This window comes from Pseudoxanthomonas jiangsuensis, from assembly GCF_010093185.1.
GTDB lineage: Bacteria > Pseudomonadota > Gammaproteobacteria > Xanthomonadales > Xanthomonadaceae > Pseudoxanthomonas > Pseudoxanthomonas jiangsuensis.
Genome location: NZ_PDWL01000003.1, coordinates 173,555 through 198,176, shown reverse-complemented (window position 1 = coordinate 198,176; position 24,622 = coordinate 173,555). Strand labels below are relative to the sequence as shown.

General features: G+C 71.9%; 24 protein-coding genes. 11 read left to right on the top strand and 13 right to left on the bottom strand.

What is annotated here, in order from left to right:
* Window positions 1-36 precede the first annotated feature (36 nt).
* Window positions 37-969, bottom strand: coding sequence for a 50S ribosomal protein L3 N(5)-glutamine methyltransferase (prmB, locus tag CSC62_RS03440; protein WP_162404763.1), 933 nt, complete (start codon window positions 967-969; stop codon window positions 37-39).
* 136 nt (window positions 970-1,105) lie between these two features.
* Here prmB and CSC62_RS03435 point away from each other — a divergent pair, with 136 nt between their 5' ends.
* On the top strand, window positions 1,106-1,759 hold the full coding sequence (locus tag CSC62_RS03435) for an SCO family protein (protein WP_162404762.1): 654 nt from the start codon (window positions 1,106-1,108) through the stop codon (window positions 1,757-1,759).
* On the top strand, window positions 1,756-2,604 hold the full coding sequence (gene asd, locus CSC62_RS03430; RefSeq protein ID WP_162404761.1) for an archaetidylserine decarboxylase: 849 nt from the start codon (window positions 1,756-1,758) through the stop codon (window positions 2,602-2,604). Before CSC62_RS03435 ends, asd begins: the two co-directional genes overlap by 4 nt.
* 34 nt (window positions 2,605-2,638) lie before the next feature.
* On the opposite strand, the gene CSC62_RS03425 is transcribed toward asd, so the two are convergent.
* Entirely contained in the window at window positions 2,639-4,192 is a 1,554-nt protein-coding gene (locus tag CSC62_RS03425; protein WP_162404760.1) for a transglycosylase SLT domain-containing protein, read from the bottom strand.
* A 127-nt stretch (window positions 4,193-4,319) separates the two neighbouring features.
* On the opposite strand from CSC62_RS03425, the gene CSC62_RS03420 reads away from it, so the two are divergent.
* The 3 genes from CSC62_RS03420 (at window position 4,320) to CSC62_RS03410 (ending at window position 7,617) form a co-directional block, all read left to right on the top strand.
* Window positions 4,320-5,873, top strand: coding sequence for a helicase HerA-like domain-containing protein (locus CSC62_RS03420; protein WP_162404759.1), 1,554 nt, complete (start codon window positions 4,320-4,322; stop codon window positions 5,871-5,873).
* Between the two features lie 16 nt (window positions 5,874-5,889).
* The gene (gene greB / locus CSC62_RS03415) at window positions 5,890-6,393 is read left to right on the top strand and encodes a transcription elongation factor GreB (RefSeq protein WP_162404758.1); all 504 of its coding nucleotides are present in this window, start codon (window positions 5,890-5,892) and stop codon (window positions 6,391-6,393) included.
* Between the two features lie 213 nt (window positions 6,394-6,606).
* Entirely contained in the window at window positions 6,607-7,617 is a 1,011-nt protein-coding gene (locus CSC62_RS03410; protein ID WP_246194154.1) for a DegV family protein, read from the top strand.
* 58 nt (window positions 7,618-7,675) lie between these two features.
* On the opposite strand, the gene rimO is transcribed toward CSC62_RS03410, so the two are convergent.
* Window positions 7,676-9,043, bottom strand: coding sequence for a 30S ribosomal protein S12 methylthiotransferase RimO (gene rimO, locus CSC62_RS03405; RefSeq protein WP_162404756.1), 1,368 nt, complete (start codon window positions 9,041-9,043; stop codon window positions 7,676-7,678).
* Between the two features lie 175 nt (window positions 9,044-9,218).
* Here rimO and CSC62_RS03400 point away from each other — a divergent pair, with 175 nt between their 5' ends.
* From CSC62_RS03400 to CSC62_RS17755, 3 genes are read left to right on the top strand one after another with little or no spacing between them, the layout of a single operon-like run.
* Window positions 9,219-9,926: a dienelactone hydrolase family protein gene (locus CSC62_RS03400; RefSeq protein ID WP_162404755.1), complete on the top strand. Its 708-nt coding sequence runs from the start codon at window positions 9,219-9,221 to the stop codon at window positions 9,924-9,926.
* Complete coding sequence (locus CSC62_RS03395; RefSeq protein WP_162404754.1) at window positions 9,923-10,330, top strand: HIT domain-containing protein; 408 nt, start codon at window positions 9,923-9,925, stop codon at window positions 10,328-10,330. The genes CSC62_RS03400 and CSC62_RS03395 overlap by 4 nt, the downstream gene beginning before the upstream one ends.
* 34 nt (window positions 10,331-10,364) lie before the next feature.
* Window positions 10,365-10,529, top strand: a complete 165-nt coding sequence (locus tag CSC62_RS17755; RefSeq protein ID WP_170298347.1) for a LiaI-LiaF-like domain-containing protein — start codon at window positions 10,365-10,367, stop codon at window positions 10,527-10,529.
* Window positions 10,530-10,532: 3 nt separating this feature from the next.
* On the opposite strand, the gene folE2 is transcribed toward CSC62_RS17755, so the two are convergent.
* The 6 genes from folE2 to efp form a co-directional block, all read right to left on the bottom strand.
* Complete coding sequence (gene folE2 / locus CSC62_RS03390) at window positions 10,533-11,477, bottom strand: GTP cyclohydrolase FolE2 (protein ID WP_162404753.1); 945 nt, start codon at window positions 11,475-11,477, stop codon at window positions 10,533-10,535.
* Between the two features lie 171 nt (window positions 11,478-11,648).
* On the bottom strand, window positions 11,649-12,374 hold the full coding sequence (locus CSC62_RS03385; protein ID WP_162404752.1) for a squalene/phytoene synthase family protein: 726 nt from the start codon (window positions 12,372-12,374) through the stop codon (window positions 11,649-11,651).
* Window positions 12,375-12,378: 4 nt separating this feature from the next.
* Window positions 12,379-13,077 (bottom strand): phosphoglycolate phosphatase, encoded by a 699-nt coding sequence (gph, locus tag CSC62_RS03380; RefSeq protein ID WP_246194164.1) that lies wholly within the window; start codon window positions 13,075-13,077, stop codon window positions 12,379-12,381.
* A 2-nt stretch (window positions 13,078-13,079) separates the two neighbouring features.
* Window positions 13,080-13,796, bottom strand: a complete 717-nt coding sequence (ubiG, locus tag CSC62_RS03375) for a bifunctional 2-polyprenyl-6-hydroxyphenol methylase/3-demethylubiquinol 3-O-methyltransferase UbiG (protein ID WP_162404801.1) — start codon at window positions 13,794-13,796, stop codon at window positions 13,080-13,082.
* A gap of 17 nt (window positions 13,797-13,813) precedes the next feature.
* The gene (locus tag CSC62_RS03370) at window positions 13,814-15,154 is read right to left on the bottom strand and encodes a TRZ/ATZ family hydrolase (RefSeq protein ID WP_162404751.1); all 1,341 of its coding nucleotides are present in this window, start codon (window positions 15,152-15,154) and stop codon (window positions 13,814-13,816) included.
* A gap of 7 nt (window positions 15,155-15,161) precedes the next feature.
* Window positions 15,162-15,728, bottom strand: coding sequence for an elongation factor P (efp, locus tag CSC62_RS03365; protein WP_162404750.1), 567 nt, complete (start codon window positions 15,726-15,728; stop codon window positions 15,162-15,164).
* Window positions 15,729-15,843: 115 nt separating this feature from the next.
* Between efp and epmB the strand changes: the two genes are divergently transcribed.
* On the top strand, window positions 15,844-16,896 hold the full coding sequence (gene epmB / locus CSC62_RS03360; RefSeq protein ID WP_162404749.1) for an EF-P beta-lysylation protein EpmB: 1,053 nt from the start codon (window positions 15,844-15,846) through the stop codon (window positions 16,894-16,896).
* A gap of 91 nt (window positions 16,897-16,987) precedes the next feature.
* Here epmB and CSC62_RS03355 read toward each other — a convergent pair whose 3' ends face one another.
* Both CSC62_RS03355 and CSC62_RS03350 read right to left on the bottom strand, forming a co-directional pair.
* On the bottom strand, window positions 16,988-17,395 hold the full coding sequence (locus tag CSC62_RS03355) for a type 2 periplasmic-binding domain-containing protein (protein ID WP_162404748.1): 408 nt from the start codon (window positions 17,393-17,395) through the stop codon (window positions 16,988-16,990).
* A 14-nt stretch (window positions 17,396-17,409) separates the two neighbouring features.
* Window positions 17,410-18,540, bottom strand: coding sequence for a porin (locus tag CSC62_RS03350; protein ID WP_162404747.1), 1,131 nt, complete (start codon window positions 18,538-18,540; stop codon window positions 17,410-17,412).
* Window positions 18,541-18,759: 219 nt separating this feature from the next.
* Here CSC62_RS03350 and CSC62_RS03345 point away from each other — a divergent pair, with 219 nt between their 5' ends.
* Window positions 18,760-20,904, top strand: a complete 2,145-nt coding sequence (locus tag CSC62_RS03345) for a methyl-accepting chemotaxis protein (protein WP_162404746.1) — start codon at window positions 18,760-18,762, stop codon at window positions 20,902-20,904.
* Window positions 20,905-20,964: 60 nt separating this feature from the next.
* Here the strand turns inward: CSC62_RS03345 and rlmD are convergent, their stop codons facing one another.
* On the bottom strand, window positions 20,965-22,278 hold the full coding sequence (gene rlmD, locus CSC62_RS03340) for a 23S rRNA (uracil(1939)-C(5))-methyltransferase RlmD (RefSeq protein ID WP_162404745.1): 1,314 nt from the start codon (window positions 22,276-22,278) through the stop codon (window positions 20,965-20,967).
* Between the two features lie 132 nt (window positions 22,279-22,410).
* Here rlmD and CSC62_RS03335 point away from each other — a divergent pair, with 132 nt between their 5' ends.
* Window positions 22,411-23,109, top strand: a complete 699-nt coding sequence (locus CSC62_RS03335; protein ID WP_162404744.1) for an Hpt domain-containing response regulator — start codon at window positions 22,411-22,413, stop codon at window positions 23,107-23,109.
* 139 nt (window positions 23,110-23,248) lie between these two features.
* Here the strand turns inward: CSC62_RS03335 and creD are convergent, their stop codons facing one another.
* Complete coding sequence (gene creD, locus CSC62_RS03330) at window positions 23,249-24,622, bottom strand: cell envelope integrity protein CreD (protein WP_162404743.1); 1,374 nt, start codon at window positions 24,620-24,622, stop codon at window positions 23,249-23,251.

Below are 24,622 nucleotides of genomic sequence, written 5' to 3'. Positions count from 1 at the left end.
GCCGGTCTTGCAGGAAAGACCGGTTCCCTGCAGGGATCAGGCGCGCGCCGCCGCCAGTTCCGCGATCCGCGCGTTATGCACGATCAGCTCGCGGCACTCGACCGCGAAGATGCCCATCTGCCCGACCTTGAACTCGATCCAGGCCAGGTCCAACTCCGGCAGCAGCTTGACCAGGTGCCGCTCGGACTCCCCCACCTCGCAGATCAGTAGCCCGTCGCGGGACAGGTGCAGCGGCGCATCGCGCAGGATCTTCAGCACCAGGTCCAGGCCGTCCGGCCCCGCGCGCAGGCCCAGCTCCGGCTCGTAGGAGTATTCCCGCGGCAAGGCGTCGGTCTCGTCGTCGGTGACGTACGGCGGATTGGTGACGATCAGGTCGTAGTGGCGCCCGGTCAGGCCGGCGAACAGGTCCGACTTGACCAGCTCGACGTTGTCCGCGTGCAGCCGCGCCTTGTTCTCCGCGGCCAAGGCCAGGGCGTCGTCGCTGATGTCCACCCCGTCCACGTCCCACTCCGGGTTGTAGTGGCCCATGGCGATGGCGATACAGCCCGAGCCGGTGCACAGGTCCAACGCGCGGCGCACCTCGCGCCCGGCCAGCCACGGCTCGAAGCCGTTCTCGATCAGCTCGGCGATCGGCGAGCGCGGCACCAGCGCACGCGAATCGGACTTGAAGCTCAGCCCGGCGAACCAGGCCTCGCCGGTCAGGTAGGCCGCCGGTACCCGCTCGTCGATCCGGCGCTGGAACAGCGCCAGGATCGCCCGCTTCTCCTCGCCGGTCAGGCGCGACTGGCCGTACACCGGGCTCAGGTCGTGCGGCAGGTGCAGGGCATGCAGCACCAGTTGGGTCGCCTCGTCCATCGCGTTGTCGTAGCTGTGGCCGAAGGTCAGCCCGGCCGCGTTGAAGCGGCTGCCGCCGTAGCGGATCAGGTCGACGATGGTGTGCAGCTCGGTGGCCGGGTCGGCGTGGGTCATGGCGCGCGGCGCCACCGGGGCGCAAGGTCTGGAAACGGCCGCCAATTATAGGCCATCGCCCCGGCGCCGATGACGGCGGCGCCCGCGGCCTGCGGCTATCATGGCCGGCCCCGAACGCCGACCGGACCGTTCCTCCATGTTCAACCGCACCTCCGGCTACATCCTCGCCGCCGCGCTCGCCGCCGGCCTGGGGCTGCTGGCCGCGCACCACTACCTCGGCGGCGGCGACGCGCCCGCCGCCCCACCCTTGCAGACCGCCACCCTGCTGCCGCAGCCGCGCGAGCTGCCGGCCTTCAACCTGCGCCAGTCCGACGGCACCCCGCTGGTGCCGGGCGAGTTGGCCGGGCACTGGACCCTGGTGTTCCTCGGCTTCACCTTCTGTCCGGACGTGTGCCCGACCACCCTGGCCGAACTGGCCCAGGCACAGAAGCAATGGCAGGCCCTGCCCGAGGCCACCCGCCCGCGGGTGCTGTTCGTCTCGGTCGATCCGGAGCGCGACACCCCGCGCAAGGCCGGCGAGTACGCCCACGCCTTCCATGCCGACACCCTGGCCGCCACCGCCGACGTGCCGGCGCTGGAGAAGTTCGCCACCTCGCTGGGCTTCGTGTTCATGAAGGTGCCCGGCAAGGGCTTCGAGCAGAACCCCAACGACTACAGCGTCGACCACTCGGCCAACATCGCCCTGCTCGATCCGCAGGGCCGCCTGGCCGGGCTGATCCGGCCGCCGTTCAAGCCCGCGGCCATCGCCGACGACCTGGCCCGGCTGAGCGCCGCGGAGCGCGCGCCGTGAGCCTGCTGACCGCCCTGACCTGGGCCCTGCCGCACCGGCTGCTGTCCTCGCTGGCGCGCGGCGTGGCCTATTCGGAAAGCCCGTGGGTGAAACGGCGCTTCATCGACACCGTGGTGCGCCGCTTCGGCGTGGACCTGGACGAGGCCGCCGATCCGGATCCGGCCTCGTACGCCAGCTTCAACGCCTTCTTCACCCGGTCGCTGAAGCCCGGCGCGCGCGTCGCCGATCCGGACCCGCGCGCCCTGCTGATGCCGGCCGACGGCCGGATCAGCCAGCTCGGCCCGATCGAGAGCGACGGCCGCATCTTCCAGGCCAAGGGCCAGTCGTTCACCGCCGCCGAACTGCTGGGCGACGCCCAGGCCGCGCGGGTGTTCTGTGGCGGCAGCTTCGCCACCGTCTACCTGTCGCCGCGCGACTACCACCGGGTGCACATGCCCTGGACCGGCGTCCTGCGCGAGACCGTGCACGTTCCGGGACGGCTGTTCAGCGTCGGCCCGGCGGCGGTGCGGCACGTGCCGCGGCTGTTCGCGCGCAACGAGCGGCTGGTCTGCCACTTCGACACCGATTTCGGGCCGATGGCCTGCGTGATGGTCGGGGCGATGCTGGTCTCGGGCGTGGAGACGGTCTGGAGCGGGATCGAGATCCCGGTCTACGGCGACGCGATCACCCGCAAGGACTGGCGCGGCAAGGGGATCGTGCTGGAGCGGTTCGCCGAGATGGCGCGCTTCAACTACGGCTCCACCGTGATCGTGCTGCTGCCGCCGGGCGCGGCGGCGCTGGCGCCCGGGCTGGAAGCGGAATCGCCGGTGCGGCTGGGGCAGGCGCTGGCCTACCGCCCCGGCTGAGCCCTCCCTTCCTGCAGGAGGAAGGGAACCGCCGCTACTTCCTGCAGCCTTCCAGCTTCAGCTGCTGGCCCTGGCGCAGGCTATAGGCCGGCGCCTTCAGGCCGTTGGCGCGGGCCAGCGCCTTCAGCTCGCAGTCGTGGCGGTCGGCGATCCGGCCCAGGGTGTCGCCGCGCGCGACCCGGTAGCTGCGCGCCTGCTGCGCCTTCGGCCGGGCCGGCTGCGGCGCGCCGGTAGCTACCGTCGTCGCCACCCCGGCCACCGGGGTCAGGTCGCCCACCGCCACGTTGCCCATCGGCGCGTCGCGCACGATCGCCGCGTTCACGTCCGCGGTCACCAGCGCATGCGCCAGGTCGGCGCGCGCGCCGCTGGCGCAATGGCGGTGGTACAGGCCCGCGATCTTCGTGGTCGCCGCCAGGGTCGTGCCGGCCGGGATCCAGGTCTCGGCCTCGTAGCGCGGGTTGAGGTTGCGCAGGGCGCGCATGTAGCCGTCGCGGTTGCCACTGTTGCCCAGGCAGATCGTCAGCTCGTAGATGCTGGCCGGGCGCGACAGCCGCAGGGATGCCGGCTGCGCGTCCACCTTCGGGAAGCTCACCCCGTACTGCCGCGGGTGTAGGAAGATCCAGGCCGCCGCGATCACCATCGGCACGTAGTCGCGGGTCTCGGCCGGGAACTGGTCGTAGACCGAGGCGTTCCAGAAGCCGGTGCCGCCGCTGGCCCGGTGCACTCGCAGAGCCCGGCCCTCGCCGCCGTTGTAGCCGGCCAGCGACAGCTCCACGTCGTTGTTGAGCTGGCGCAGGCGCTCGTTGAGGTAGGAGGCGCTGGCCTCGGCCGCGCTGCGCGGATCGTAGCGGGTGTCGAAGCCGCTGCCGTCCGGGCCCAGGCCGAAGCGGCGTCCGGTGGCCGGCATGAACTGCATCGGCCCGGAGGCGCCGGCGCGCGAGGTCGCATGCACCCGGCCGTTGGACTCCTTGGCCAGGATCCCGAACAGCAAGGCCTCCGGCAGGTTGCGGCGCTCGAACTCCGGCCACATCAGGTGGCGCATGGTCTGGTAGTTCTCGTAGCTGGTCATCAGCTGCGGGCGCATGTCGGTCAACCAGCGGCGGATGCCGGCCTGGATCGCCGGGTTGAAGGTGACCATGCGGTCGAAGCCGTGGCGGCTGTCGTCGCCGATCAGGCGCGCGGCGCGTACCGCCTCCGGCACGTCGGCCGCCAGCGCCGGATCGGCGTCGAGCAGGTCCTCGCCCGGGTCTTCCTCGACCTGCGCGGCGCTGTCGACCTCGGCCTTGAGCAGCCGCTTGAACGTGGCCAGCAGGTCCGACACCGGGCAGCCGCGCTGCTTGACGCAGGCATCGACCACGTCCTCCATGTCCTCCAGCGCCGCGTTGCTCTCGCTGGTGCCCTTGGGGTCGCCGTTGGCGGCCAGCACCAGGGCGTCGCGGTAACGCTGCTCGGCCGCGCTCATGCGCTGGACCAGGACCTCCGACGCGGCCTTGTCGCGGGCCGAGACCCGTTGCGCCATGGCCGGCGGGACAAAGCACAGCAAAAGGACCGCGGCCAGCGGCCGGAATTTCGGGAAGCGCAGGAGCATCAGCGACATCGGCGAAGGAGCGACCGGCAGGGTAGCCGCCGCCGGCGTCGCGCGGCAAGCCGGGCAAGCGCACTAGAATCGGGGCCGGCAACGGCAATCGCCGCACCCCACTCCTCCGAGGCAACGAATGGATCCGATCCTGCTGGGCAAGGGCCTCACCGACGACGTCCCGGTCGTCCTGCTGCCGAAGTACGGCAATCGCCATGGCCTGGTCGCCGGCGCTACCGGCACCGGCAAGACCGTGACCCTGATGACCCTGGCCGAAGGCTTCTCCCGGCTCGGCGTGCCGGTGTTCATGGCCGACGTGAAGGGCGACGTGGCCGGGCTGGCCGTGGCCGGCGACGGCAGCGGGAAGGTACTGCATCGCGCCGCCGAGATCGGCGTGGCCGACTACGCGCCCGGCGCCAGCCCGGTGGTGTTCTGGGACCTGTACGGCAGGCTCGGCCACCCCGTGCGCACCACCGTCAGCGAGATGGGCCCGACCCTGCTCGGCCGCATCCTGGAACTGAACGACACCCAGTCCGGCGTGCTCGACATCGTGTTCAAGCTCGCCGACGACCGCGGCCTTCTGCTGCTCGACCTGGACGACCTGCGCGCCCTGCTCGCCCTGGTCGCCGAAGAGCGCAAGGCGGTCTCGGCCGAGTACGGCCTGGTCAGCGCGCAGTCGGTGGCGGCGATCCAGCGCGCCCTCTTGCGGCTGTCGCAGGACGGCGGCGAAGGCTTCTTCGGCGAGCCGGCGCTGGAGCTGGCCGACCTCATGCGGGTCAACCACGACGGCCGCGGCGTGATCGGCATCCTCGCCGCCGACCAGCTGATCCTCAAGCCGCGGTTGTACGCCACCTTCCTGCTGTGGCTGCTGTCGGAACTGTTCGAGACCCTGCCGGAAGTGGGCGACCTGGAGAAGCCCAAGCTGGCCTTCGTGTTCGACGAAGCCCACCTGCTGTTCGACGACGCCCCGGCGGCGCTGAGGCAGCGGATCGAACAGGTGGTGCGCCTGATCCGCTCCAAGGGCGTGGGCGTGTACTTCTGCTCGCAATTCCCCGACGACGTGCCGGACAACGTCCTCGGCCAGCTCGGCAACCGGGTGCAGCACGCCCTGCGCGCCTACACCCCGCGCGACCAGAAGGCGGTCAAGACCGCGGCCCAGACCTTCGTGCCGAACCCGAAGCTGGACGTGGCCGCGGCGATCTCGCAGCTGGGCACCGGCGAGGCGCTGGTGTCCACCCTCCAGGACAACGGCGTGCCCTCCCCCGTGCAGCAGACCAGGGTCGCCCCGCCGCGCTGCCGGATGGGCGCGATCACCGAGGCCGAGCGCGCCCAGGTGCGCGCTGGCAGCCCGGTGGGCATGCGCTACGACACTGCGGTCAACCGCGAATCGGCCGCCGAGTTGCTGGCTGCGCGGGTCCAGCCCGGCATCCAGGACGCCCCGCCGGCGCAGCAGGAAGGCGAAGGCGGCATCGGCCAGAAGATCAACGAATTCCTGTTCGGCACCAAGCGCCGCCAGGGCGTGGTCGAATCGGTGGCCAAGCAGACCGCACGCAACGTGGGCGGCTCGATCGGCCGCAGCGTCGGTAGCTCGATCGGCAAGTCGGTCGGAGGCAAGACCGGCGGCAAGTACGGCGGCCAGATCGGCAACCAGATCGTGCGCGGGATCCTCGGCGGGATCTTCGGCCGGCGCTGACTCCAATCCGATCCCCATGTCCCGCTGGCGTCCGCCCCCCGAGAAAAGCACCGCCCTGATCACCCGTGCCGGCCACGAGCGGCTCAAGGCCGAGCTGGACGAGCTGTGGCGCGTGCGCCGGCCGGAAGTGGTCAAGGCCCTGGCCGCGGCCGCGGCCGAGGGCGACCGCTCGGAGAACGCCGAGTACACCTACCGCAAGAAGCAGCTGGGCGAGATCGACCGGCGGGTGCGCTACCTGTCCAAGCGCATTCCCGCGCTGAAGGTGGTCGAGGGCCGGCCCGCCGATCCGGAGTCGGTGTTCTTCGGCGCGCGGGTGCAACTGGAGCGGGTGGACGATGGCCAGCCTTTGCACTACCGCATCGTCGGCCCGGACGAGACCGATGCCGGGCTGGGCCACATCAGCATCGATTCGCCGCTGGCGCGGGCCCTGCTGAAGCGGCGGATCGACGACGAGGTCGCGGTCGAACTGCCCGCGGGCCCGGCGCACTTCGCCATCGTCGACATCCGCTACGACGCCTGAGGCGCGGCACACGCTGTTCCCGTGCCGTGCGCCCGCCAGCCGCGATGCCGTTCGCGCATCCGACGCATACGCAGGCGCACGGAACGTGCAGCGTCATCTTCGTGAAATCAAACGCGTAACCGCGCTGTGCCGCACCCGTACTCCCGCGTATTTGACCTATGGCCGGGCCGCGTGTTCTCGTCCCGACCTGTCATGTATTCAGGGGAGGAAAACATGTCAGCCGTCGAACTGAGCGTGGTCCCGCCCGCTCCCGAGGAAGGTTCCAACGTCCGCCGCCTGGTCCGCACCGGCATCGTCATCGACGCGTCCTGCGACGTCTCGGCCGAATTCCTGGCCGACCCGGACGTGGCGGTGATCCCGATCCCGATCCGGATCGGTGCGTCCACCTACGTGGACCAGCACGATCCCGAGGCCAGCGCCCGCTACATGCGCGAGAACGGCAACGGCGAAGGCGCGGCCGGCCAATCGGTGCCGCTCGATGCAGAGCAGATGCGCAGCTTCTTCATCGAGCGCTTCGGCCTGGACTACGACTCGGTCTACTGCCTGACCATCACCGCCAGCCGCAGCCCGATCCACGACGCGTCCAGCCAGGGCAGCGCGATGGCCCTGGCCAGCATCCGCGACATGCGCCAGGCCGCGGACATCAAGCGCCCGTTCCAGTTCCGGGTGATCGACACCAAGAACATGTTCGCCGGCTCCGGCATCCCGGCCATGGCGGTGCGCGACATGCTCGGCCGGCACATGCAGCCCAAGGACATCCGCGACGACCTGTTCCGGATCATCGATTCGACCTACACCTACTACGTGCCCGACGACCTGGGCTACGCCCGCACCCGCTCGCGCGTGCGTGGGGACCGCAGCATCAACCTGCTCAGCGTGATGCTCGGCGGCGCGCTGGACATCAAGCCGATCATCCGCGGCTACCACGGCGACACCCACCCGGTGAGCAAGTATCGCGGCCGCGCCGAGTCCTGGGGCCGGCTGTTCGGCTTCGCCGCTGCGCGCGTGGCCGCGGGCCTGTATGCGCCGCACCTGATCGTGTCCTACGCCGGCCCGCTGGAGGACCTGCATGCCACGCCCGAGCTGGCCACGCTGCGCGCGGCCTGCGAAAACGCCGGGGTCGCCCTGCACGTGCTGCAGATGAGCATCACCGGGATGATGAACATCGGGCCCGGCGGCCTGACCCTGGCGTTCTCGGGGCCGACGCACAGCGAAGTACCCTGACCGGCCGCGGATGCGGCCAGGTGCTGTTGCCGCGACCGCGGCAGCGGGCCTGCGCGGCTCAGAGCAGGCGCAGGCCCAGCGGTGCGGCGTCGGCGGTTTCGGCGTACTCCACCTCGCCGTACAGGTCGTGCTCGTCGCTGCCCATGATCCGCACGTCGACGAACTCGCCCGGCTGCAGGCCGGCGTCGCGGCCGTCCTGGATCTGGACCACGCCGTCGATCTCCGGCGCATCGGCCATCGAGCGGGCGATCGCCAGTTCGCCGTCAAGCAGGTCGACCAGGCAGCGCTGGACCGTGCCGACCTTGGCCTCCAGGCGCGCGGCCGAGATCCCGCCCTGGCGCTCCATGAACCGGGCCAGGCGTTCCTGCTTGACCTCTTCCGGCACCGGGCCGGGCAGCGCATTGGCCGCCGCGCCGTCCACCGGCGAATAGGCGAAGGCGCCGACCCGGTCCAGCTGGGCCTGGTCGAGGAAATCGAGCAGTTCCTCGAACTCTTCCTCGGTCTCACCCGGAAAGCCGACGATGAAGGTCGAGCGCAGGGTCAGCTGCGGGCACATCGCGCGCCAGCGCTGCACGCGTTCCAGGGTCTTGTCGACCGCGCCGGGGCGCTTCATCAGCCTGAGGATGCGCGGGCTGGCGTGCTGGAACGGGATGTCCAGGTACGGCAGCACCTTGCCCTGCGCCATCAGCGGGATCACGTCGTCCACGTGCGGATACGGGTAGACGTAGTGCAGGCGGGTCCAGGCGTCGAGTTCGGACAGGCCTTCGCACAGCGCCTTCATCCGGGTCTGGTACTGGCGCCCGCGCCAGCTGCGCTCGGCGTACTTCAGGTCCACGCCGTAGGCCGAGGTGTCCTGCGAGACCACCAGCAGCTCGCGCACGCCGCCCTTGACCAGGCGCTCGGCCTCGCGCAGCACCTCGTCCACCGGGCGCGAGACCAGGTCGCCGCGCATCGAGGGGATGATGCAGAAGCTGCAGCGGTGGTTGCAGCCTTCGGAAATCTTCAGGTACGCATAGTGGTGCGGGGTGAGCTTGAGTCCATAGTCCGGGACCAGGTCCAGGAACGGGTCGTGCTTCGGCGGCAGCGCCGCGTGCACCGCCTCCATCACGCTGCCGTAGTCTTGCGGGCCGGAGACCGAGAGCACGTCCGGGTACTGCTCGCGGATCAGCTCCGAGCGCTTGCCCAGGCAGCCGGTGACGATCACCTTGCCGTTCTCGTTCATCGCCTCGCCGATGGCGTCCAGCGATTCGGCCACGGCCGAGTCGATGAAGCCGCAGGTGTTGACCACCACCACGTCGGCGGCGTCGTAGCTGGGGACGATGTCGTAGCCCTCGACCCGCAGCTGGGTGAGGATGCGCTCGGAATCGACCAGCGCCTTCGGGCAGCCGAGGCTGACGAAGCCGACCTTGGGGTTGTGCAGGGACATGGAAGGACTCGGGAGGAGCGGGCTGCCGGAACGGTGGCGGACCCGGCGCGGCCGGGGCGCGGGATTATACGCGGGCGGTCCGCGACGTTCAGGACCCCAGCTCCGTCGTCCCGGCGCACGCCGTGACGACGGGGGACAGGCCTACACTGGCGTCCCCTCCCGCAGGAGTCCTCCCATGGGCCAGTGGATCCAGCTCGACACCCCGCACGGCGCGGTCGCCGCCTGGCAGGCCGACCCGCCTGCCGCACCGAAGGCCGGCCTGGTGGTGATCCAGGAGATCTTCGGGGCCAATCCGCACATCCGCGCGGTGGCCGACGGCTATGCCGCCGAAGGCTACGCGGTGCTGGCCCCGGCTTTCTTCGACCCGGTCGAGCGCGGGGTGGAACTGGACTACGGCGAAGCCGGCTTCGCCCGCGGTCGCGAACTGGTGAACCGGCTCGGGCTGGAGGCGGCGCTGGACATCGTCGCCGCGGCGGCCGCGCAGCTGCGCGCGCGCCTGGCGCCGTCCGATGCGTCCCCGGCGCCGGAGGCGGTCGGCACGGTCGGCTACTGCTGGGGCGGCACGGTGGCGATGCTGTCGGCGCTGAAGCTGGGCCTGCCGTCGGTGGCCTACTACGGCGCCCGCGACCTGCCCTTCCTCGAGGATCCGGCCCTGACCGCCGCGCCGAAGGCGCCGGTGATGTTCCATTTCGGCGAGCTGGACACCTCGATCCCGCCCGAGGCGGTGGAGGCGCACCGCCGCGCCCTGCCTTCGATGGACGTGTTCACCTATCCGGCCGGCCACGCCTTCAACCGCGACGTCGATCCCAAGGCCTACGACAAGCCCAGCGCGCGGCTGGCCCTGGCGCGCAGCCTGGCGTTCATGGCGGAGCACCTGCGGTGAGCGGCTTCGAGCTGGACCCGCGGCTGGCCGCCGACAGCGCCTTCGTCGCCGACGGGCCGCTGTCGCAGGTGCGGCTGATGGACGACACCCGCTTCCCCTGGCTGCTGCTGGTGCCGCGGGTGGCGGGCATGGCCGAGTGGATCGACCTGGACGGCGGCCAGCAGCGCCTGCTGCTGGCCGAGGTCAACCAGCTCTCGCAGCTGCTGCGCGGCGAGCCGGGAGTGGAGAAGCTCAACATCGGCGCGCTCGGCAACATCGTGTGCCAGTTGCACGTACACCTGGTCGGCCGGCATGCCGGCGATGCCGCCTGGCCGGGACCGGTATGGGGCCAGGGCGCGGCCGTGCGCCATGCGCCCGAGGCGCTGGCGGCCGCTGCCGCGCGCTGGCGTTCGCGGCTAGGATAGGCCCCCGTCCCCTCCCCGCCACGGTTTCCCCGCCATGGGCTCCAACCTGTTCGCCGCGCTCGTCCTGATCGTCCTGGGCCTGTTCTTCCTGGCCCGCAACCTGGGCTGGATCGACAGCGGCCTGGGCAGCCTGCTGGCGACCTGGTGGCCGGCGCTGCTGGTGGTGGTGGGCGTGGGGATGCTGCTGCGGCGCAAGTAGGCGCTACGACACCGCCGGGCCGGTGCCGCTGACGCTGGCCACCGCGTCGTGCGGATGCAGGCTCTCGAAGTGGGAGACGGTCGCTTCCCAGCGCTCGACCCGGGCGTCGGCCGACAGCACCGAGGCTACCCGGCGGGCGGCGTCCTCGCAGAACATCAGATTGGCGGCGTTGAGCTCGGCGAAGGCCTGCTCGTCCTCGCGCTTGACCGCCGTCTGCACCGGGGTGCCCAGCGCGGCCTCCAGCGCGTCGATCAGCGCCAGCAGCGGCAGCTCGTCGAACTGCGGGCGCAGTTCGACCCTGACCTTGGCCTCGCTGCGCTGCGCGTGCGGGGTGGCGGCCATGCCGCGGTCGGAAGCCAGCCAGTCGCGCACCGCCTCGACCGGGACCGGCGCGGCGCCGGCGAAATCGGCGGAGAAGCGCGCGGCGTTGGCCTGGCGCGAGAGCGCGGCCGAGCACGGGCAGGTGCTGGAGTATTCCAGGCCGAAGCCGAGCACCAGCTTCAGGTGGCCGTCGGCCAGCGAGGCCTCGATCTCCACCGGGTAGCGCTTCCAGCCGGCGTTGTCGCTGCGCAGGGCGCCGCGCAGCAGCAGCGCCTCGTAGCGCAGGCGCAGGCGCGCACGGTCGGCCAGGCCGGACTGGGAATCGACGCTGGCCTGGAGGATGTGGCGCAGGCCGGCCGGGGTGACCTCGTGCCGGGCCAGTTCCTGCTGCAGGCGCAGGTACAGCCGCGACATGTGGATGCCGCGCTCGCCGGCGCGGGCCAGGTTCACCGACAGGTCGGCCTGGGCAGCGACCTGGACGTGTCCGCCGGCGCCGTCGGACACGCGCACGGGGATGGCGATGCCTTCCATGCCGACCCAGTCCAGCGGCCGCGCGAGCGCGGGGGCCTGGAGGGCGACATCGGGCAAGGAAGCGGGAACGGCAGCGACAGCAGGAACGGAGGACATGGCAGCGGCTTGGTTCGGGGGAGAGGCAGGCCGGTGGCGGCGTCCTGCGGGTCGGGCCGGATCGGGGAGTGGTGAATCAGGACCGATCCGGGACCCATTCGCGGGCAATTGTAGCCGCAGCGGCCGGCGCGGCCCTTGCGGCGGGCTGAAACGCAGTGTCGCGTCGTGCCGTCAGCCGCCGGCGGCGGCACGCCAGGCCCGCCACAGGATCCGCAGCGGCTGCCGCCCGGGCTGCGGCAGGCGGCCGGCGGCGAACGGCTGCAGCCTTCGCCGCGCCAGCGCCGACCAGACCCGGCGCGGCAAGGGACCGCCCGGGCGCGCCGGCCAGGCGTCGAGCAGTTCGCCGGCCCAGGCGCGCTGGGCGTTCTCGCGGCCGGCGGTATCGTCGGCGCGCGGCTGCGAAGACTGCGGCACCGCGTCCACGCCGGCCTCGGCCAGGCGGGTGGCCAGCACCTGCGCGGCCAGCGCGCGCGGCGCGGTGGCCCGGCCTTCCAGCACCGCCGCCTCGACCTCGGCCACGGCCTGCGCATAGGCGGCCAGCGCGGCGAAGGCGCCGGCGCCGTCGGCCGGCCGGGCGCGCGCGGCCACCAGGTCCGGCAGCGCGTCGGCCAGCGCGGCCCAGGGCGCGGGCACCGGTTCGAGCAGGCGGCCGAGCGGGTGGCGCGAACGCTGCCCCGCCCAGTCGCGCAGTTCGGTGCCCCACCAGCCGAGCTTGGCGTCGGCCGGCAACGGGTCGCCGGCGATGTTGAGGATGTCGTCGAACTCCTGCAGCAGGGCGAACCAGGCCACCGCCCGCTCGCGCTGCGACGCCGGCACGAACACTTCGGCCACCGCCCATTCCGGCCAGCGGCTGCGCCATTTGTCGAGGAAGCTGTCGAGGGCGGTCGGGCCGGCCATGCAATCAGGGCGACAGCGGCGCCGGCCAGGCGGCCGGGTCGAGCAGCTCGCGCGGCTGCGCGGCCATGGCGTCGGCCTGCCAGGTCTCGGGGTCCTCGCCGTCCAGGCGGTAGCCCCAGGTCACCGCAATCGAGGCCATGCCCGCGGCGCGGGCGGCGACCACGTCGCGTTCGTCGTCGCCGACGTAAACGCACTGGCCCGGCGCCACGCCCAGGGTCCGCGCCGCTTCCAGCAAAGGCAGCGGATGCGGCTTCTTCTCCGCGTAGGTGTCGCCACCGACCAGCACCGCGCAGCGCTGCTGCCAGTCCAGCCCGGCGAGCACGTCGCGGGCCAGGTACTCGGCCTTGTTGGTGATGATGCCCCAGCGCGCGCCGTCGTCCTCCAGCGCCTGCAGCATCGCGGCGATGTCGTCGAACAGCGCGCTGTGGCGGCCCAGTTCCTCGCGGTAGACCCGCAGGAACTCGGGCACCAGCGCATCGCGGCCGGCCTCGTCCAGGTCCGGGAACATCGCCGCGACCATCGCCCGCGCGCCCTTGGACACGTGCTTGCGCAGCATGTCCGGGTCCACCGGCGGCAGACCGCGCGCGGCGAACATGCGGTTGGCGGTGGCGACCATGTCCGGGGCGCTGTCGAGCAGGGTACCGTCGAGGTCGAACAGGGCCACCCGCGGGAAGCGCTTGGCGGATGCCGCGGCCGAATCCACGCTCACGCCTCCGCCTTGAGCGCGCAGGCCAGGTAGTTCACCTCGGTCCGGCGGGACAGGCTGGCCTTGTGCCGCACCGGGTCGTAGAACAGGCCGCTGACGTCCTCCAGCTGCAGCCCTGTCTGGCGCAGCCAGCCGGCCAGCTCGGAGGGACGGATGAAGTCGGCGTAGCGGTGGGTGCCCTTGGGCAGCAGCCGGGCCACGTACTCCGCACCGACGATCGCCAGCGCGAACGCGGCCGGAGTGCGGTTGAGGGTCGACAGGAACAGGCGTCCGCCGGGGCGCAGCAGCCGCGCGCAGGCGGCGATGATCGCGGCCGGGTCCGGCACGTGCTCGAGCATCTCCATGCAGGTCACCGCGTCGAAACCGCCCGGCCGTTCCTCGGCCAGCGCCTCGACCGCCTTGACCTGGTAGTCGACCTGCACGCCCGATTCCAGCCCGTGCAGGCGGGCGACCTTGACCAGCTCGGGCGCCAGGTCGATCGCGGTGGCCTGCGCGCCGGCCTTGGCCAGGGCCTCGCTGAGCAGGCCGCCGCCGCAGCCGACGTCGAGGACGCGGGCGCCGGCCAGCGGCGTGCGCTGGCGCACGTACTCCAGGCGCACCGGGTTGAGCACGTGCAGGGCCTTCTGCGGGCCGTCCGGGTCCCACCAGCGGTTGGCCAGGGCGGCGAACTTGTCCAGTTCGGCCTGGTGGTAGTTGTCGTGGGCGGCGGTGGTCATGGCGTCGTGCTGAAGCATCACTGGGTCCGGATCGTAGCAATGCGCTGCCGCCACTGGCGTGCATTGGCCACCAGCGCGTCCGTGTCGATGTCCACCAGCATCCGCGAATCCAGCTTGCGCCGGCCGGCGATCCACACGTCGCTCACCTGCTGCCGGCCGGTGGCGTAGACCAGCTGCGAGAGCACATGGTGCAGGGGCTGGGTCTCCAGCGCCGACAGGTCCACGCAGACCAGGTCGGCCTCCTTGCCCGGCTCGATCGAGCCGATCCGCTCGCCGAAGCCCAAAGCGCGGGCGCCGCCCAGGGTGGCCGCGCGCAAGGCGGTTGCCGCATCCAGGGCGGTGGCGTCGCCGGCCACGGCCTTGGCCAGCAGCGCGGCGGTGCGCAGCTCGCCGAACATGTCCAGGTCGTTGTTGCTGGCGCAGCCGTCGGTGCCGATCGCCAGGTTCACCCCGGCCCGCTGCAGGGCGCAGGCCGGGCAGAAGCCCGAGGCCAGCTTGAGGTTGGACTCGGCGCAGTGGGCCACGTGCACCCCGCGCTCGGCGCACAGGTGGATCTCGGCCTCGGTCAGCTGGGTCATGTGCACCGCGATCAGGCGGTCGTTGACCAGGCCCAGCCGGTCCAGCCGCGCCAGCGGGCGCTGGCCGTACTCCTTGAGCGAGTCGGCGATCTCCTGCGCGGTCTCGTGGGTGTGCAGGTGGACCTGGACGTCGAGCTGGTCGGCCAGCATCCGCACCCGCTCGAAGTTGGCGTCGCTGACCGTGTACGGCGCGTGCGGGGCGAAGGCGGTGGCCACCAGCAGGTCGTCGCGCCAGTCATCGTGTACCTGCCCGGCCTTGTCGAAGTACTCGTCGTCGCCGGCCGCCCAGGCGGTGGGGAAGTTGATCACCGGCAGCCCGACCAGGGCGCGGAAGCCGTGGCGCTTGTAGACCGCGGCCTGGACGTCGGGGAAGAAGTAGTTCTCGTTGGCGCAGGTGGTGCCGCCGCGCAGCATCTCGGCGATCGCCAGGGCCATGCCGTCGGCGACGAATTCCGGCCCGATCACCGCCGCCTCGACCGGCCAGATGTGCTGCTGCAGCCAGGTCATCAGCGGCAGGTCGTCGGCCACCCCGCGCAGCAGGGTCATCGGGTTGTGGGTGTGGGCGTTGACCAAGCCGGGGATCAGCACCGCGTCGGGGCGCCGCACGGTCTGGGCCGGGGCGAAGCGGGCTCGCGCCTGGGCGCTGGGCAGCAGCGCGACGATCCTGCCGGCCGTCACCGCCACCGCATGGTCCTCGAGGACCACGCCGTGCGGCTCGACCGGGACCACCCAGCCGGCTTCGATCAACAGGTCGCAGGGCTGGGGGGCGGTGTCGGTCATGCTCAGGTCACTTCACCCGGCTGACGTACTCGCCGCTGCGGGTGTCGACCTTGATCACCTCGTCCTGGGCGACGAACAGCGGCACGCGCACCACCGCGCCGGTCTCCAGGGTGGCCGGCTTGCCGCCGGTACCGGCGGTGTCGCCCTTCACCCCGGGATCGGTCTCCACGATCTTCAGTTCGACGAAGTTCGGCGGGGTGACCTGGATCGGGTTGCCGTTGAACAGGGTCACCACGCATTCCTCCTCGCCCTTGAGCCACTTGGCCGCGTCGCCGACGCCGTTCTTGTCGGCCTGGACCTGCTCGAAGGTCTCCTGCTGCATGAAGTGCCAGTACTCGCCGTCCGTGTACAGGTACTGCATGTCGGTGTCTACCACGTCGGCGGCCTCGACCGAGTCGGTCGACTTCATGGTGATTTCCTGCACCCGGCCGGTGCGGATCTGGCGGTACTTCACCCGGGTGAAGGCCTGGCCCTTGCCCGGCTTGACGTACTCGGTGTCGGTGATGATCGAGGGTTCGTTGTTGACCAGGATCTTCATCCCGTTCTTGACGTCGTTCATGCCGTAAGAGGCCATGGGAACTCCTTGGGGTATGGCAGGGCCGCCGGGGACGGCGGCCGGGCAGTGGTGAAGAGGGCGGTTACAATGCCCGGCCCGCCGGATCCGGCCGGGCCTGCATTCCAGACCGCACATGATACCCGCAGCCTCCCTCGCCCTGCAGCCGGCCGCGGCCTCCGGCCCCGACCCGGCACCCGCCGCCCTCCCCGCGCCCGCGCGCTGGCAGAGGCTGTGGCGCGAGGCGGTGCGCGATCCGCGCGAGCTGCTGGCCCTGCTCGGCCTGGACGCCGCCGCGGCCGGCCTGTCCGAGGCCGCGGCCGCGCAGTTCCCTTTGCGGGTGCCGCGCGGCTTCGTCGCCCGCATGCGCCACGGCGACCTGCACGATCCGCTGCTGCGCCAGGTGCTGCCGGTCGACGCCGAGGAGCGGATCGTGCCCGGCTTCAGCCTGGACGCGGTCGGCGACGGCGCAGCCAGGAAGGCCGAGGGCGTGATCCAGAAATACCGCGGCCGGGCCCTGCTGGTAGCCACCGGCAGCTGCGCGGTGAACTGCCGCTACTGCTTCCGCCGCCACTTCCCCTATGGCGAGGAGACCGCCGCCCGCGACGGCTGGGCCGGCGCGGTGGCGGCGATCGCCGCCGATCCGGGCATCGACGAGGTGATCCTGTCCGGCGGCGACCCTTTGTCGCTGGCCACGCCCAAGCTGGCCGAGCTGACCGCCCGGCTGGCCGCGATCCCGCACATCCGGCGCCTGCGCATCCACAGCCGCCTGCCCATCGTCCTGCCGGAACGGGTGGACGAGCCCCTGCTGCAGTGGCTGGCCGCCCTGCCCTGGCCTCTGGCCTTCGTGGTCCACGCCAACCACGCCAACGAATTCGACCCCGCGGTGGACGCGGCCCTGGCCCGCCTGCGCGGCGCCGGGGTGCAGCTGCTCAACCAGGCGGTTCTGCTGCGCGGGGTCAACGACAGCGTCGAGGCCCTGGCCGACCTGTCCGAGCGCAGCTTCGCCGCGGGTGTGCTGCCCTACTACCTGCACCAGCTGGACCGGGTGCAGGGCGTGGCCCACTTCGAGGTCTCCGACGAACGGGCCCGCGCCCTGCACGCCGCCCTCGCCGCGCGCCTGTCCGGCTACCTGGTGCCCAGGCTGGTGCGCGAGGTGCAGGGCGATACGGGGAAGCGGCCGCTGTAGGGCGCCAGGCAACCGCACAAAGCAGAACGCCACGGCCGGAGCCGTGGCGTTCGCATCATCCCGGCCTGGCGGCGGATCGCGCCGCCCCGGCTCAGAACTTGAACAGCACCTTCACCGTGCCGTCCACCGACGCATCGTCGATGTAGCCGATCGCGCCCGGGGTCGAGGCGACCTTGGCCTTCACCGCCGCATCGCTGGACAGCTCCTCCGGCGCCTTGGCCTTGCCGGTGAAGATCAGCTTGGACCAGTAGCCGGCCAGGTCCGCGCCCGAACGGCCCAGGACCTTGCCCTCGAACGCCTGCTTGGCCGCACCGCCCTTCTGGTACACCACCACGGTCGGCTTGCCGCCGACCGAAGCCTCGCGCCCCAGGAACACACGCTTGACCGCCTCGGCGTCCATCGCGGCGGCCGGCGAATCGGCGCCGACCACGACCGAACCGGCCAGGCAGGGGAAACTCAGGGCCGACAGCACCAGGCCCATCACGAACTTGCGATTCATTCCTCGTCTCCCGGTCAGAACGTGAAGACCACGCCGGCGGCGACCAGGTCCGCATCGGCCCCGGCGGCGACGTCGCTCTTGTAGCGGGTGTAGTCGACCTTCACCGCCACGTTGGCGTTGACGTCGTAGCGCACGCCGGCGCTGGCGTACTTCTCCACCGCTTCCTGGCTGGCCAGCAGGCCGACCGCGTACGGGTAGTACGGGTGGGCCGGGGTCAGCAGCGACAGCGCGGTCGCGTCCGGCTGCACCCGGTTGCGCGACCAGCTCAGGTACGGGGTCCAGTCGCCGGCGCGGTAGGCCGCGTTCACCGCCACGCTCTTCTGCCGGCCGACGAAGTTGTCGCCGTAGTCGATGTCGGTGTACTCCACCCCGACGGTGGCGCCGGCGTGGTTGAACTCGGCGCTCAGGCCGAGGAAGGAGGCATCGTCGCGCTCGAACGCCAGCGCCGCGCCGGCCTGCGGGGCCACGGCCGAGATCGCCGCGATCAGCGCCTGCGCGCTGTCCACGTGCACGGTGGCCTCGCCGACCACGTAGCTGGCGCGCAGCGACAGCCACTCGTCGTAGTTCGCCTCGAAGGTGGCGCCGGCCTGGTCGCGCACTTCCACGTCCAGGGTGTCGTTGTCCTCGTCCACGGTGCCGTAGATGAACTGCGCGCGCAGGCTCCACTTGTCGAAGCTGCGGTCGCCGACCAGGTTCACGCCGTTGTAGTTGCTGTACGGCAGGTTGTAGACGCCCAGCGGCACGCGCATGAACGGATAGGCCGCGCCCACTTCCAGGTAGTCCGAATAGCGGAAGTACGGGGTGCGCTGGCGACCGGCGGTGACCGACCAGGTCGGGCTGAAGCGGTAGCGCACGTAGGCCCAGGCGAACTCGGGCTCGAAGTCGTCGCGGCCGCGGGCCACGACCTGGGCGACCGCGTCGGCGTTGTCGCCCAGCGAGGCGGTGGCCTGAAGCGCGAACAGCGATTCGGGATCGAAGCTGACGCTGTCGTCGTAGTCGGTGCCGGCGACGCGGCTGCCCTGGTCGAGGGTGCTGCCGGCGACCACTTGGCCGAAGCCGTTGAAGGTGACTTCGGCGTGCGCGGCCGGAACGGCGGCCAGCGCGAGCAGCGCCATCGCTCCGGTGGAGAAATGCTTGGTCTTCACTTCGTTGCGTCCTGGACTGGAAAGGGGTCGGGCCCGCTCGGGGCACATCGCGGTATCGGCGCCCCGGGCCGCCGGCTTTAACCGTTTCCTAACGGAATCCTGAACCCGGGCCTCAAGCCAGCCGCCCTGCGGGCCGATAGCCGCTACGAACCGGACGGCCTTCCCGCCGCCCGTGTGCATGCCCCGGAGTCGCCCATGTCGTCGTCCAGCGGAAGCCCGATGCGGCTTCCCCGCCCCTCCCTCCGCCTCGCCCCGCTGGTCGCCGCCGGTGCCCGCCGCCTGCGCCACCTGTCGATCCGCAGCAAGATCCTGCTGCTGCCGGCGATCGCCCTGGCCGGGCTGCTGGGCTACTTCGTCTACTCGGCGGTGGTGCTGCGCGCCAACACCGACACCCTGGACGGCTTCGCCGAACGCACCCTGCCGGTGATGACCCTGGCGGCGCAGGCCAACCAGGGCCTGGTCGAGACCCAGGGCCTGTTCACCCAGGCGCTGGGCGACCGCGACGAGTTCCTGATCGAGGACGCCAACAAGCAGGCCGCCGCCACCCGCGAGCGCCTGCTGGCGATCAAGGCCACCGACCCGGCCTACGCCGCGCGCATGGACACCCTGGCCGCGCTATGGGACCGCTACGTCGAGCGCAGCGGCACCGCGGTGTCGGGGATGATCGCCGGCGACGGCGACATGGAGACCTTCCAGGCGCTGGCCGCCGAGAAGCAGGCCGCGTTCGAGGAAGTGCGCAACGAGCTGGCGCAGCTGGCCAAGGACAGCGAGAGCTCCTCGCAGGCCGCGATCGCCGGCGCCACCGCGCGCTCGCGCGGCGCGCTCAAGGTCGGCATCGGCATCGTCCTGGTGCTGGGGCTGCTGGCGGTGGTCACCGTGCTGCTGGTCGACGCCGCCATCCGCCATCCGATCGAGCGCCTGGACCAGGCCATCGCCGAGGTCGCCCGCGGCAACTTCGGCGTGCGCGTGGAGGCAGAGGGCCGCGACGCGATCAGCGCCATGTGCCATTCCTTCAACGCCCTGCTGGCCGCGCTGAACGCGGCCATCGCCGAGTCCAACGACGTCCTGGCCGCGGTCGGCCGCGGCGACTTCGGCCACCGCGTGGCCGCCGACCTGCCCGGCGACCTGGCCCGGCTCAAGACCGGCGTCAACGCCAGCGCCGACAGCGTGCAGAAGACCATGGAGGCGCTGGACGCGGTGATGGACGCGATGGCCCGCGGCGACTTCTCCGCGCGCATGAGCGCCGAGGTCGAGGGCGAGTCCCGGGCCAAGGTCGACCGCGCCATGGGCCTGCTGCAGCAGTCGCTGGCCGCGCTGGAGCACGCCCTCAGCGGCGCCGCCGACGGCGACTTCTCGCAGCGCATCGAAGCCCAGCTGCCGGGCGACCTGGACCGGCTCAAGCGCGCGCTCAACCGCTCGATGGCCTCGCTGGAGGAGGCGTTCGAGGAGATCGGCGCCACCACCCAGGCGCTGGCCGAGGGCGACCTCACCCGGCGCATCCACAACGACTACGCCGGCACCCTCAAGACCCTGACCGAAGCCCTGAACCGCTCGCTGGACAGCGTCTCCCAGACCATCCGCGAGAGCATGTTCAACGCCGAGGAAGTCGGCATCGGGATCGAGGAGATCGCCCGCGGCAACGCCGACCTGTCCGGCCGCACCGAGCGCCAGGCCAACGCCCTGCAGGACAGCGCCGCCAGCATCGAGCAGCTGCTGGCCGCCGCCCGCAGCGCGGCCGAGAACAGCCGCCAGACCAGCAGCCTGACCCACGGCGCGCTGGACGGCTCGCGCCAGGGCGTGAGCGTGGCCGAGCAGGCCAGCGCCTCGATGGTCTCGATCACCGACGCCAGCCGCCGGATCGGCGAGATCATCGCCCTGATCGACGCGATCGCCTTCCAGACCAACATCCTGGCCCTGAACGCGGCGGTCGAGGCCGCGCGCGCCGGCGAGCACGGCCGCGGCTTCGCGGTGGTCGCCACCGAGGTCCGCAGCCTGGCCCACCGCAGCGCGACCTCGGCCAAGGAGATCCGCGACCTGATCAGCGACGCGATCACCCGGGTCGGCGAAGGCAGCGGTCTGGTGGATGAGTCGCGCCAGCAGCTGGAATCGATCGCCCGCTCCAACGAGACCATCGCCAGCCTGGCCCAGCAGGCGGCCGACTCGGCCCAGGAGCAGTCGCAGGGCCTGCAGCAGCTGAGCCGCTCGGTCGGCGACCTGGAGTCGGTGAACCAGCAGAACAGCGCGCTGGTCGAGGAAGTGGCCGCCGCCAGCGCCTCCCTGCGCGAACGCGCCCAGGCCCTGCGCACGGCGATGGGCCGCTTCCGGCTGCAGGCCGAGGGCGACGACGTGGCGCGCGCGGCCTGAGGCCGCAGGCAGGAAGCGGCAGCCTCGAACGGGGTCGCCGCGAAGCGGCAGGCCCGCCGCTCAGCGCCGGAACAGCGCGATGCTCTCCACGTGCGCGGTGTGCGGGAACATGTCCATCACCCCGGCCGACACCAGGCTGTAGCCGCGCTCGTGGACCAGGAAGCCCGCGTCGCGCGCCAGCGAACCCGGGTGGCAGCTCACGTACACGATCGTGCCGATGTCCTGCAAAGGCAGCTGCTTGAGCACCTCGTCGGCGCCCGAGCGCGGCGGATCCAGCAGAAGCCGGTCGAAGCCCTGGCGCATCCACGGCGTCCCGCGCTGGTCCTGGGTCAGGTCGGCGGCGAAGAACTGCGCATTGCCCAGCCCGTTGCGCTGCGCATTGGCCCGCGCCCGCGCCACCAACCCTGCGTCGCCCTCCACCCCCACCACCTCGCGCACCTGCCGCGCCAGCGGCAGGGTGAAGTTGCCCAGTCCACAGAACAGGTCCAGCACCCGGTGCTCCGGGCGCAGGTCCAGCAGCTCCAGCGTGCGCGCGATCATCGATGCGTTGAGGCGGCCGTTGACCTGGATGAAGTCCAGCGGCTCGAACGCCAACTCCACGTCCCACTGCGGCAGCCGGAACGACAACGCCGGCGCCTCGCCTTCCAGCGGATGCACGCTGTCGATGCCCTTGGGCTGCAGGAAGATGGCGAAGCCCTGTTCGCGGCCGAACGCGGCCAGCGCCGCGCGGTCGGCTTCGCCCAGCGGCATCAGGTGGCGCACCGTCAGCGCGATCGCATCGTCGCCGGCGATGAACTCGATCTGCGGGATGTGCTCGCGCGCCTGCAGCCCGTCCACCAGCTCGGCCAGCGCCTGGATCTTCATCCCGATCTCCGGGATCACCGTGTGGCACTCGCGCAGCTCGGCGACGAAGCGCGGATCCTGCTCGCGGAAGCCGACCAGGGTCTTGTCCTTCTTGTTCACCCGGCGCACCGAGAACCGGCCCTTGCGCCGGTAGCCCCAGCTGGCGGCGGTCAGCGGCGGCAGCACCTGGTCCGGCGCGACCTTGCCGATCCGCTCCAGGTTCTCCAGCAGGACCTGCTGCTTGGCCAGGATCTGTTTGTCCTCGGCTAGGTGCTGGAGCACGCAGCCGCCGCAGGTGCCGAAGTGCGGGCAGCGCGGCGCCACCCGGTCTGGCGCGGCCTCCAGCACCTCCAGGGTGCGCGCTTCGTCGAAGCGGCGGCTGCGCGCGGTCGGCTCGGCCAGCACGGTCTCGCCCGGCAGGGCGCCGGCGACGAACACCGCCTTGCCGTCAGGCAGGCGGGCCACGCCGCGGCCGTCGTGGCTGAGGTCGAGGATCTGGATCTGGAACGGGGTACGGTCGAGTCGGGCCACGTGGCGGGGGCTGCGGGGCGAAAAGGCCGGCCATTATCCCGGATCGGGAAGCCGGGTGCCCCGGCCATGACGACTAGCGCGCCGCGCCGCCCGGCTGCGCTAGGATGGTTCCAGCCGACAAGGAGTCAGCCAATGGGTTCGCGCGTTCCTACACCGCCCGCCAATGCCCCCCGGATCCTGCTGGTCGAGGACGACACGATCAGCCAGGCCTACTTCCGCGCCGTGCTCGAGGCCTTGCCGGCCGAAGTCGATGCGGTCGCCACCCTCGCCTGCGCCCTGGCCCGCGGCCAAGCCGTCCGCCACGACCTGTGGCTGATCGACCTGAGCCTGCCCGACGGCGCCGGCACCGAGCTGCTGCAACGCCTGCACGAACGCTGGCCGCAGCCGCCGCCGGCGCTTGCCCATACCGCCGATGCCGACCCCGGCTCGCGCGCCGGCGCATTGCGCGCCGGCTTCCGCGAGGTCCTGGTCAAGCCGCTGGCCAGCGCCGAACTGGCCGCGGCGGTACGCGCCGCCCTGGCCGAATCCGGCGGCCTGCCCGACTGGGACAACGCCGCCGCCGCGGCCGCGCTGAACCACGATCCGGCCAACGTCCAGGCCCTGCGCCGGCTGTTCCTGGACGAGCTGCCGGGCGCCCGCGCCGAGGTCGTGGACAGCGCCCGCCGCGGCGACGACGCCTCGCTGCGCGCCCGCCTGCATCGCCTGCAGGCCAGCTGCGGCCTGGTCGGCGCCCGGCGCCTGGCGGCGGCGGTGGAGTCGCTGCGGCGCACTCCCGATTCGCCGGCCGCGCTGGAACGCTTCGACCACGCTGCGCGCGACCTGATCCGCTAGCTCCGCGTGCGTACACGACGCGGCCGCCTCCCGAACGCGGCGGCCCGCAGCACGTCGATCCCGCGCCGCACCCCCCGGGAGGGCGCGAGGATCGGGAAGTGCGGCGCCCTCCCTGGCGCCGAACCTCGCCTGCGCCCGCTCAGCCCAGCTGCGCCGCCCGCTCGTACCAGTCGATCCGGCGGGTGACCCACATGATCCCGGCCAGCACTCCGAACAGCAGCAGGGAGCCCATCAGCAGCGCGTTGTCCTCCGACACCAGCAGGCTGTAGAGCGCGCCGTACAAAGCGGTCAGGGCGACCGCGAACGCACCGGCCCGCCACCAGCTCTTGAGCACCCCCGACAGGTACACGAACTGCAGCCCGATGCAGGCCGCGGCCGAGACCGCGTACGCGCGCCAGAACGCCACGTGCTCGGACAGGCCCAGCAGCAGCAGGAAGAAGATCGCCAGCGCCAGGCCCACCAGGAGGTACTGCAGGGGATGGATGCGCAGCCGCTTGACCAGTTCGAACAGGGCGAAGCCGACGAAGGTCAGGACCACGAACAGGATCCCGTACTTGCTGGCGCGGTCGGCCTGGGTATACACGTCCACCGGATCGACCAGGCTCAGCTGCACGCTGTCGATCCCGGCCACGTCGCCGTCGTATCCGGAGCCGCCGCCGGCCGGCCGCGCCAGGCGGAGGTCGCCGGCCTGCAGCTGGGTCTGCGCTGCGCTGGCCAGCGAGGAGATGTTCCAGGCCGCGCGGAAGCCGCCGGCGTCGATGCTGCGCTCGTTCGGCAGGAAGCGCCCGCCGAACAGCGGATGCGGCCAGCTGGACTGCAGCGCGATGTGGTTGCTGTCGGCCACCGGCACGATGTCCAGCGACTGGGTCCCGGCCAGTGTCATCTTCAGGGCGATGCGGCTCGCCTCCAGCGCCCGTGCCGGCGCCTCCGCGCCGTCGCCCGAAGGCAGCCGCGCGTGGACCCCGTGCATCTTGCCTTCCAGCGCCATCGCCCCCGGCTGCAGCTCCAGGGCCCTGCCGTCGGCCTGCAGCGAGGGCGTGCCGACCAGCCCGCGCACGTCACCCAGGCCCAGCACCAGGTACGGCTCGCCGTACTCGCGTCCGTCCACGCGCGGCAGTTCCATCGGCCCGAACTGCGCGTCCACCTGCCCCTGCCACTGGAACACGCGCACGTCGTACAGCCCGATCCGGCGCACGTCCGGCACGATCGCGCCGCCCGCGTCCAGCCGCGAGGGCGCCTGCAGCAGGTAACCCTCCACCAGTTCCTGGCGCGCTTCGATCCGGCCGTCCTCGCCGGCCACATTGACCCGGCGACTGCCCTTCCAGGGCACCACCCGCAAAGGGCCGACCAGCTGCTGCGGTCCGGCCATGCTCTGCGCCACCCGCTCCACGGCCTGGGCGCGGTACTGCTCGCGGTCGTGGATCAGGCCGCGGATCATCAGCAGGGGAATCAGCAGCAACAGCACCAGGCCGCCGACGGTGAGGAAGCGCAACAGCAATCGCAGGGATTTCAT

Coding starts and splice junctions, on each gene's coding strand:
- prmB (WP_162404763.1), bottom strand. CDS start 969: ATGACCCACGCCGACCCGGCCACCGAGCTGCACACCATCGTCGACCTG.
- CSC62_RS03435 (WP_162404762.1), top strand. CDS start 1,106: ATGTTCAACCGCACCTCCGGCTACATCCTCGCCGCCGCGCTCGCCGCC.
- CSC62_RS03425 (WP_162404760.1), bottom strand. CDS start 4,192: ATGCTCCTGCGCTTCCCGAAATTCCGGCCGCTGGCCGCGGTCCTTTTG.
- CSC62_RS03420 (WP_162404759.1), top strand. CDS start 4,320: ATGGATCCGATCCTGCTGGGCAAGGGCCTCACCGACGACGTCCCGGTC.
- greB (WP_162404758.1), top strand. CDS start 5,890: ATGTCCCGCTGGCGTCCGCCCCCCGAGAAAAGCACCGCCCTGATCACC.
- CSC62_RS03410 (WP_246194154.1), top strand. CDS start 6,607: ATGTCAGCCGTCGAACTGAGCGTGGTCCCGCCCGCTCCCGAGGAAGGT.
- rimO (WP_162404756.1), bottom strand. CDS start 9,043: ATGTCCCTGCACAACCCCAAGGTCGGCTTCGTCAGCCTCGGCTGCCCG.
- CSC62_RS03400 (WP_162404755.1), top strand. CDS start 9,219: ATGGGCCAGTGGATCCAGCTCGACACCCCGCACGGCGCGGTCGCCGCC.
- CSC62_RS17755 (WP_170298347.1), top strand. CDS start 10,365: ATGGGCTCCAACCTGTTCGCCGCGCTCGTCCTGATCGTCCTGGGCCTG.
- folE2 (WP_162404753.1), bottom strand. CDS start 11,477: ATGTCCTCCGTTCCTGCTGTCGCTGCCGTTCCCGCTTCCTTGCCCGAT.
- CSC62_RS03385 (WP_162404752.1), bottom strand. CDS start 12,374: ATGGCCGGCCCGACCGCCCTCGACAGCTTCCTCGACAAATGGCGCAGC.
- ubiG (WP_162404801.1), bottom strand. CDS start 13,796: ATGACCACCGCCGCCCACGACAACTACCACCAGGCCGAACTGGACAAG.
- CSC62_RS03370 (WP_162404751.1), bottom strand. CDS start 15,154: ATGACCGACACCGCCCCCCAGCCCTGCGACCTGTTGATCGAAGCCGGC.
- efp (WP_162404750.1), bottom strand. CDS start 15,728: ATGGCCTCTTACGGCATGAACGACGTCAAGAACGGGATGAAGATCCTG.
- epmB (WP_162404749.1), top strand. CDS start 15,844: ATGATACCCGCAGCCTCCCTCGCCCTGCAGCCGGCCGCGGCCTCCGGC.
- CSC62_RS03355 (WP_162404748.1), bottom strand. CDS start 17,395: ATGAATCGCAAGTTCGTGATGGGCCTGGTGCTGTCGGCCCTGAGTTTC.
- CSC62_RS03345 (WP_162404746.1), top strand. CDS start 18,760: ATGCGGCTTCCCCGCCCCTCCCTCCGCCTCGCCCCGCTGGTCGCCGCC.
- CSC62_RS03335 (WP_162404744.1), top strand. CDS start 22,411: ATGGGTTCGCGCGTTCCTACACCGCCCGCCAATGCCCCCCGGATCCTG.
- creD (WP_162404743.1), bottom strand. CDS start 24,622: ATGAAATCCCTGCGATTGCTGTTGCGCTTCCTCACCGTCGGCGGCCTG.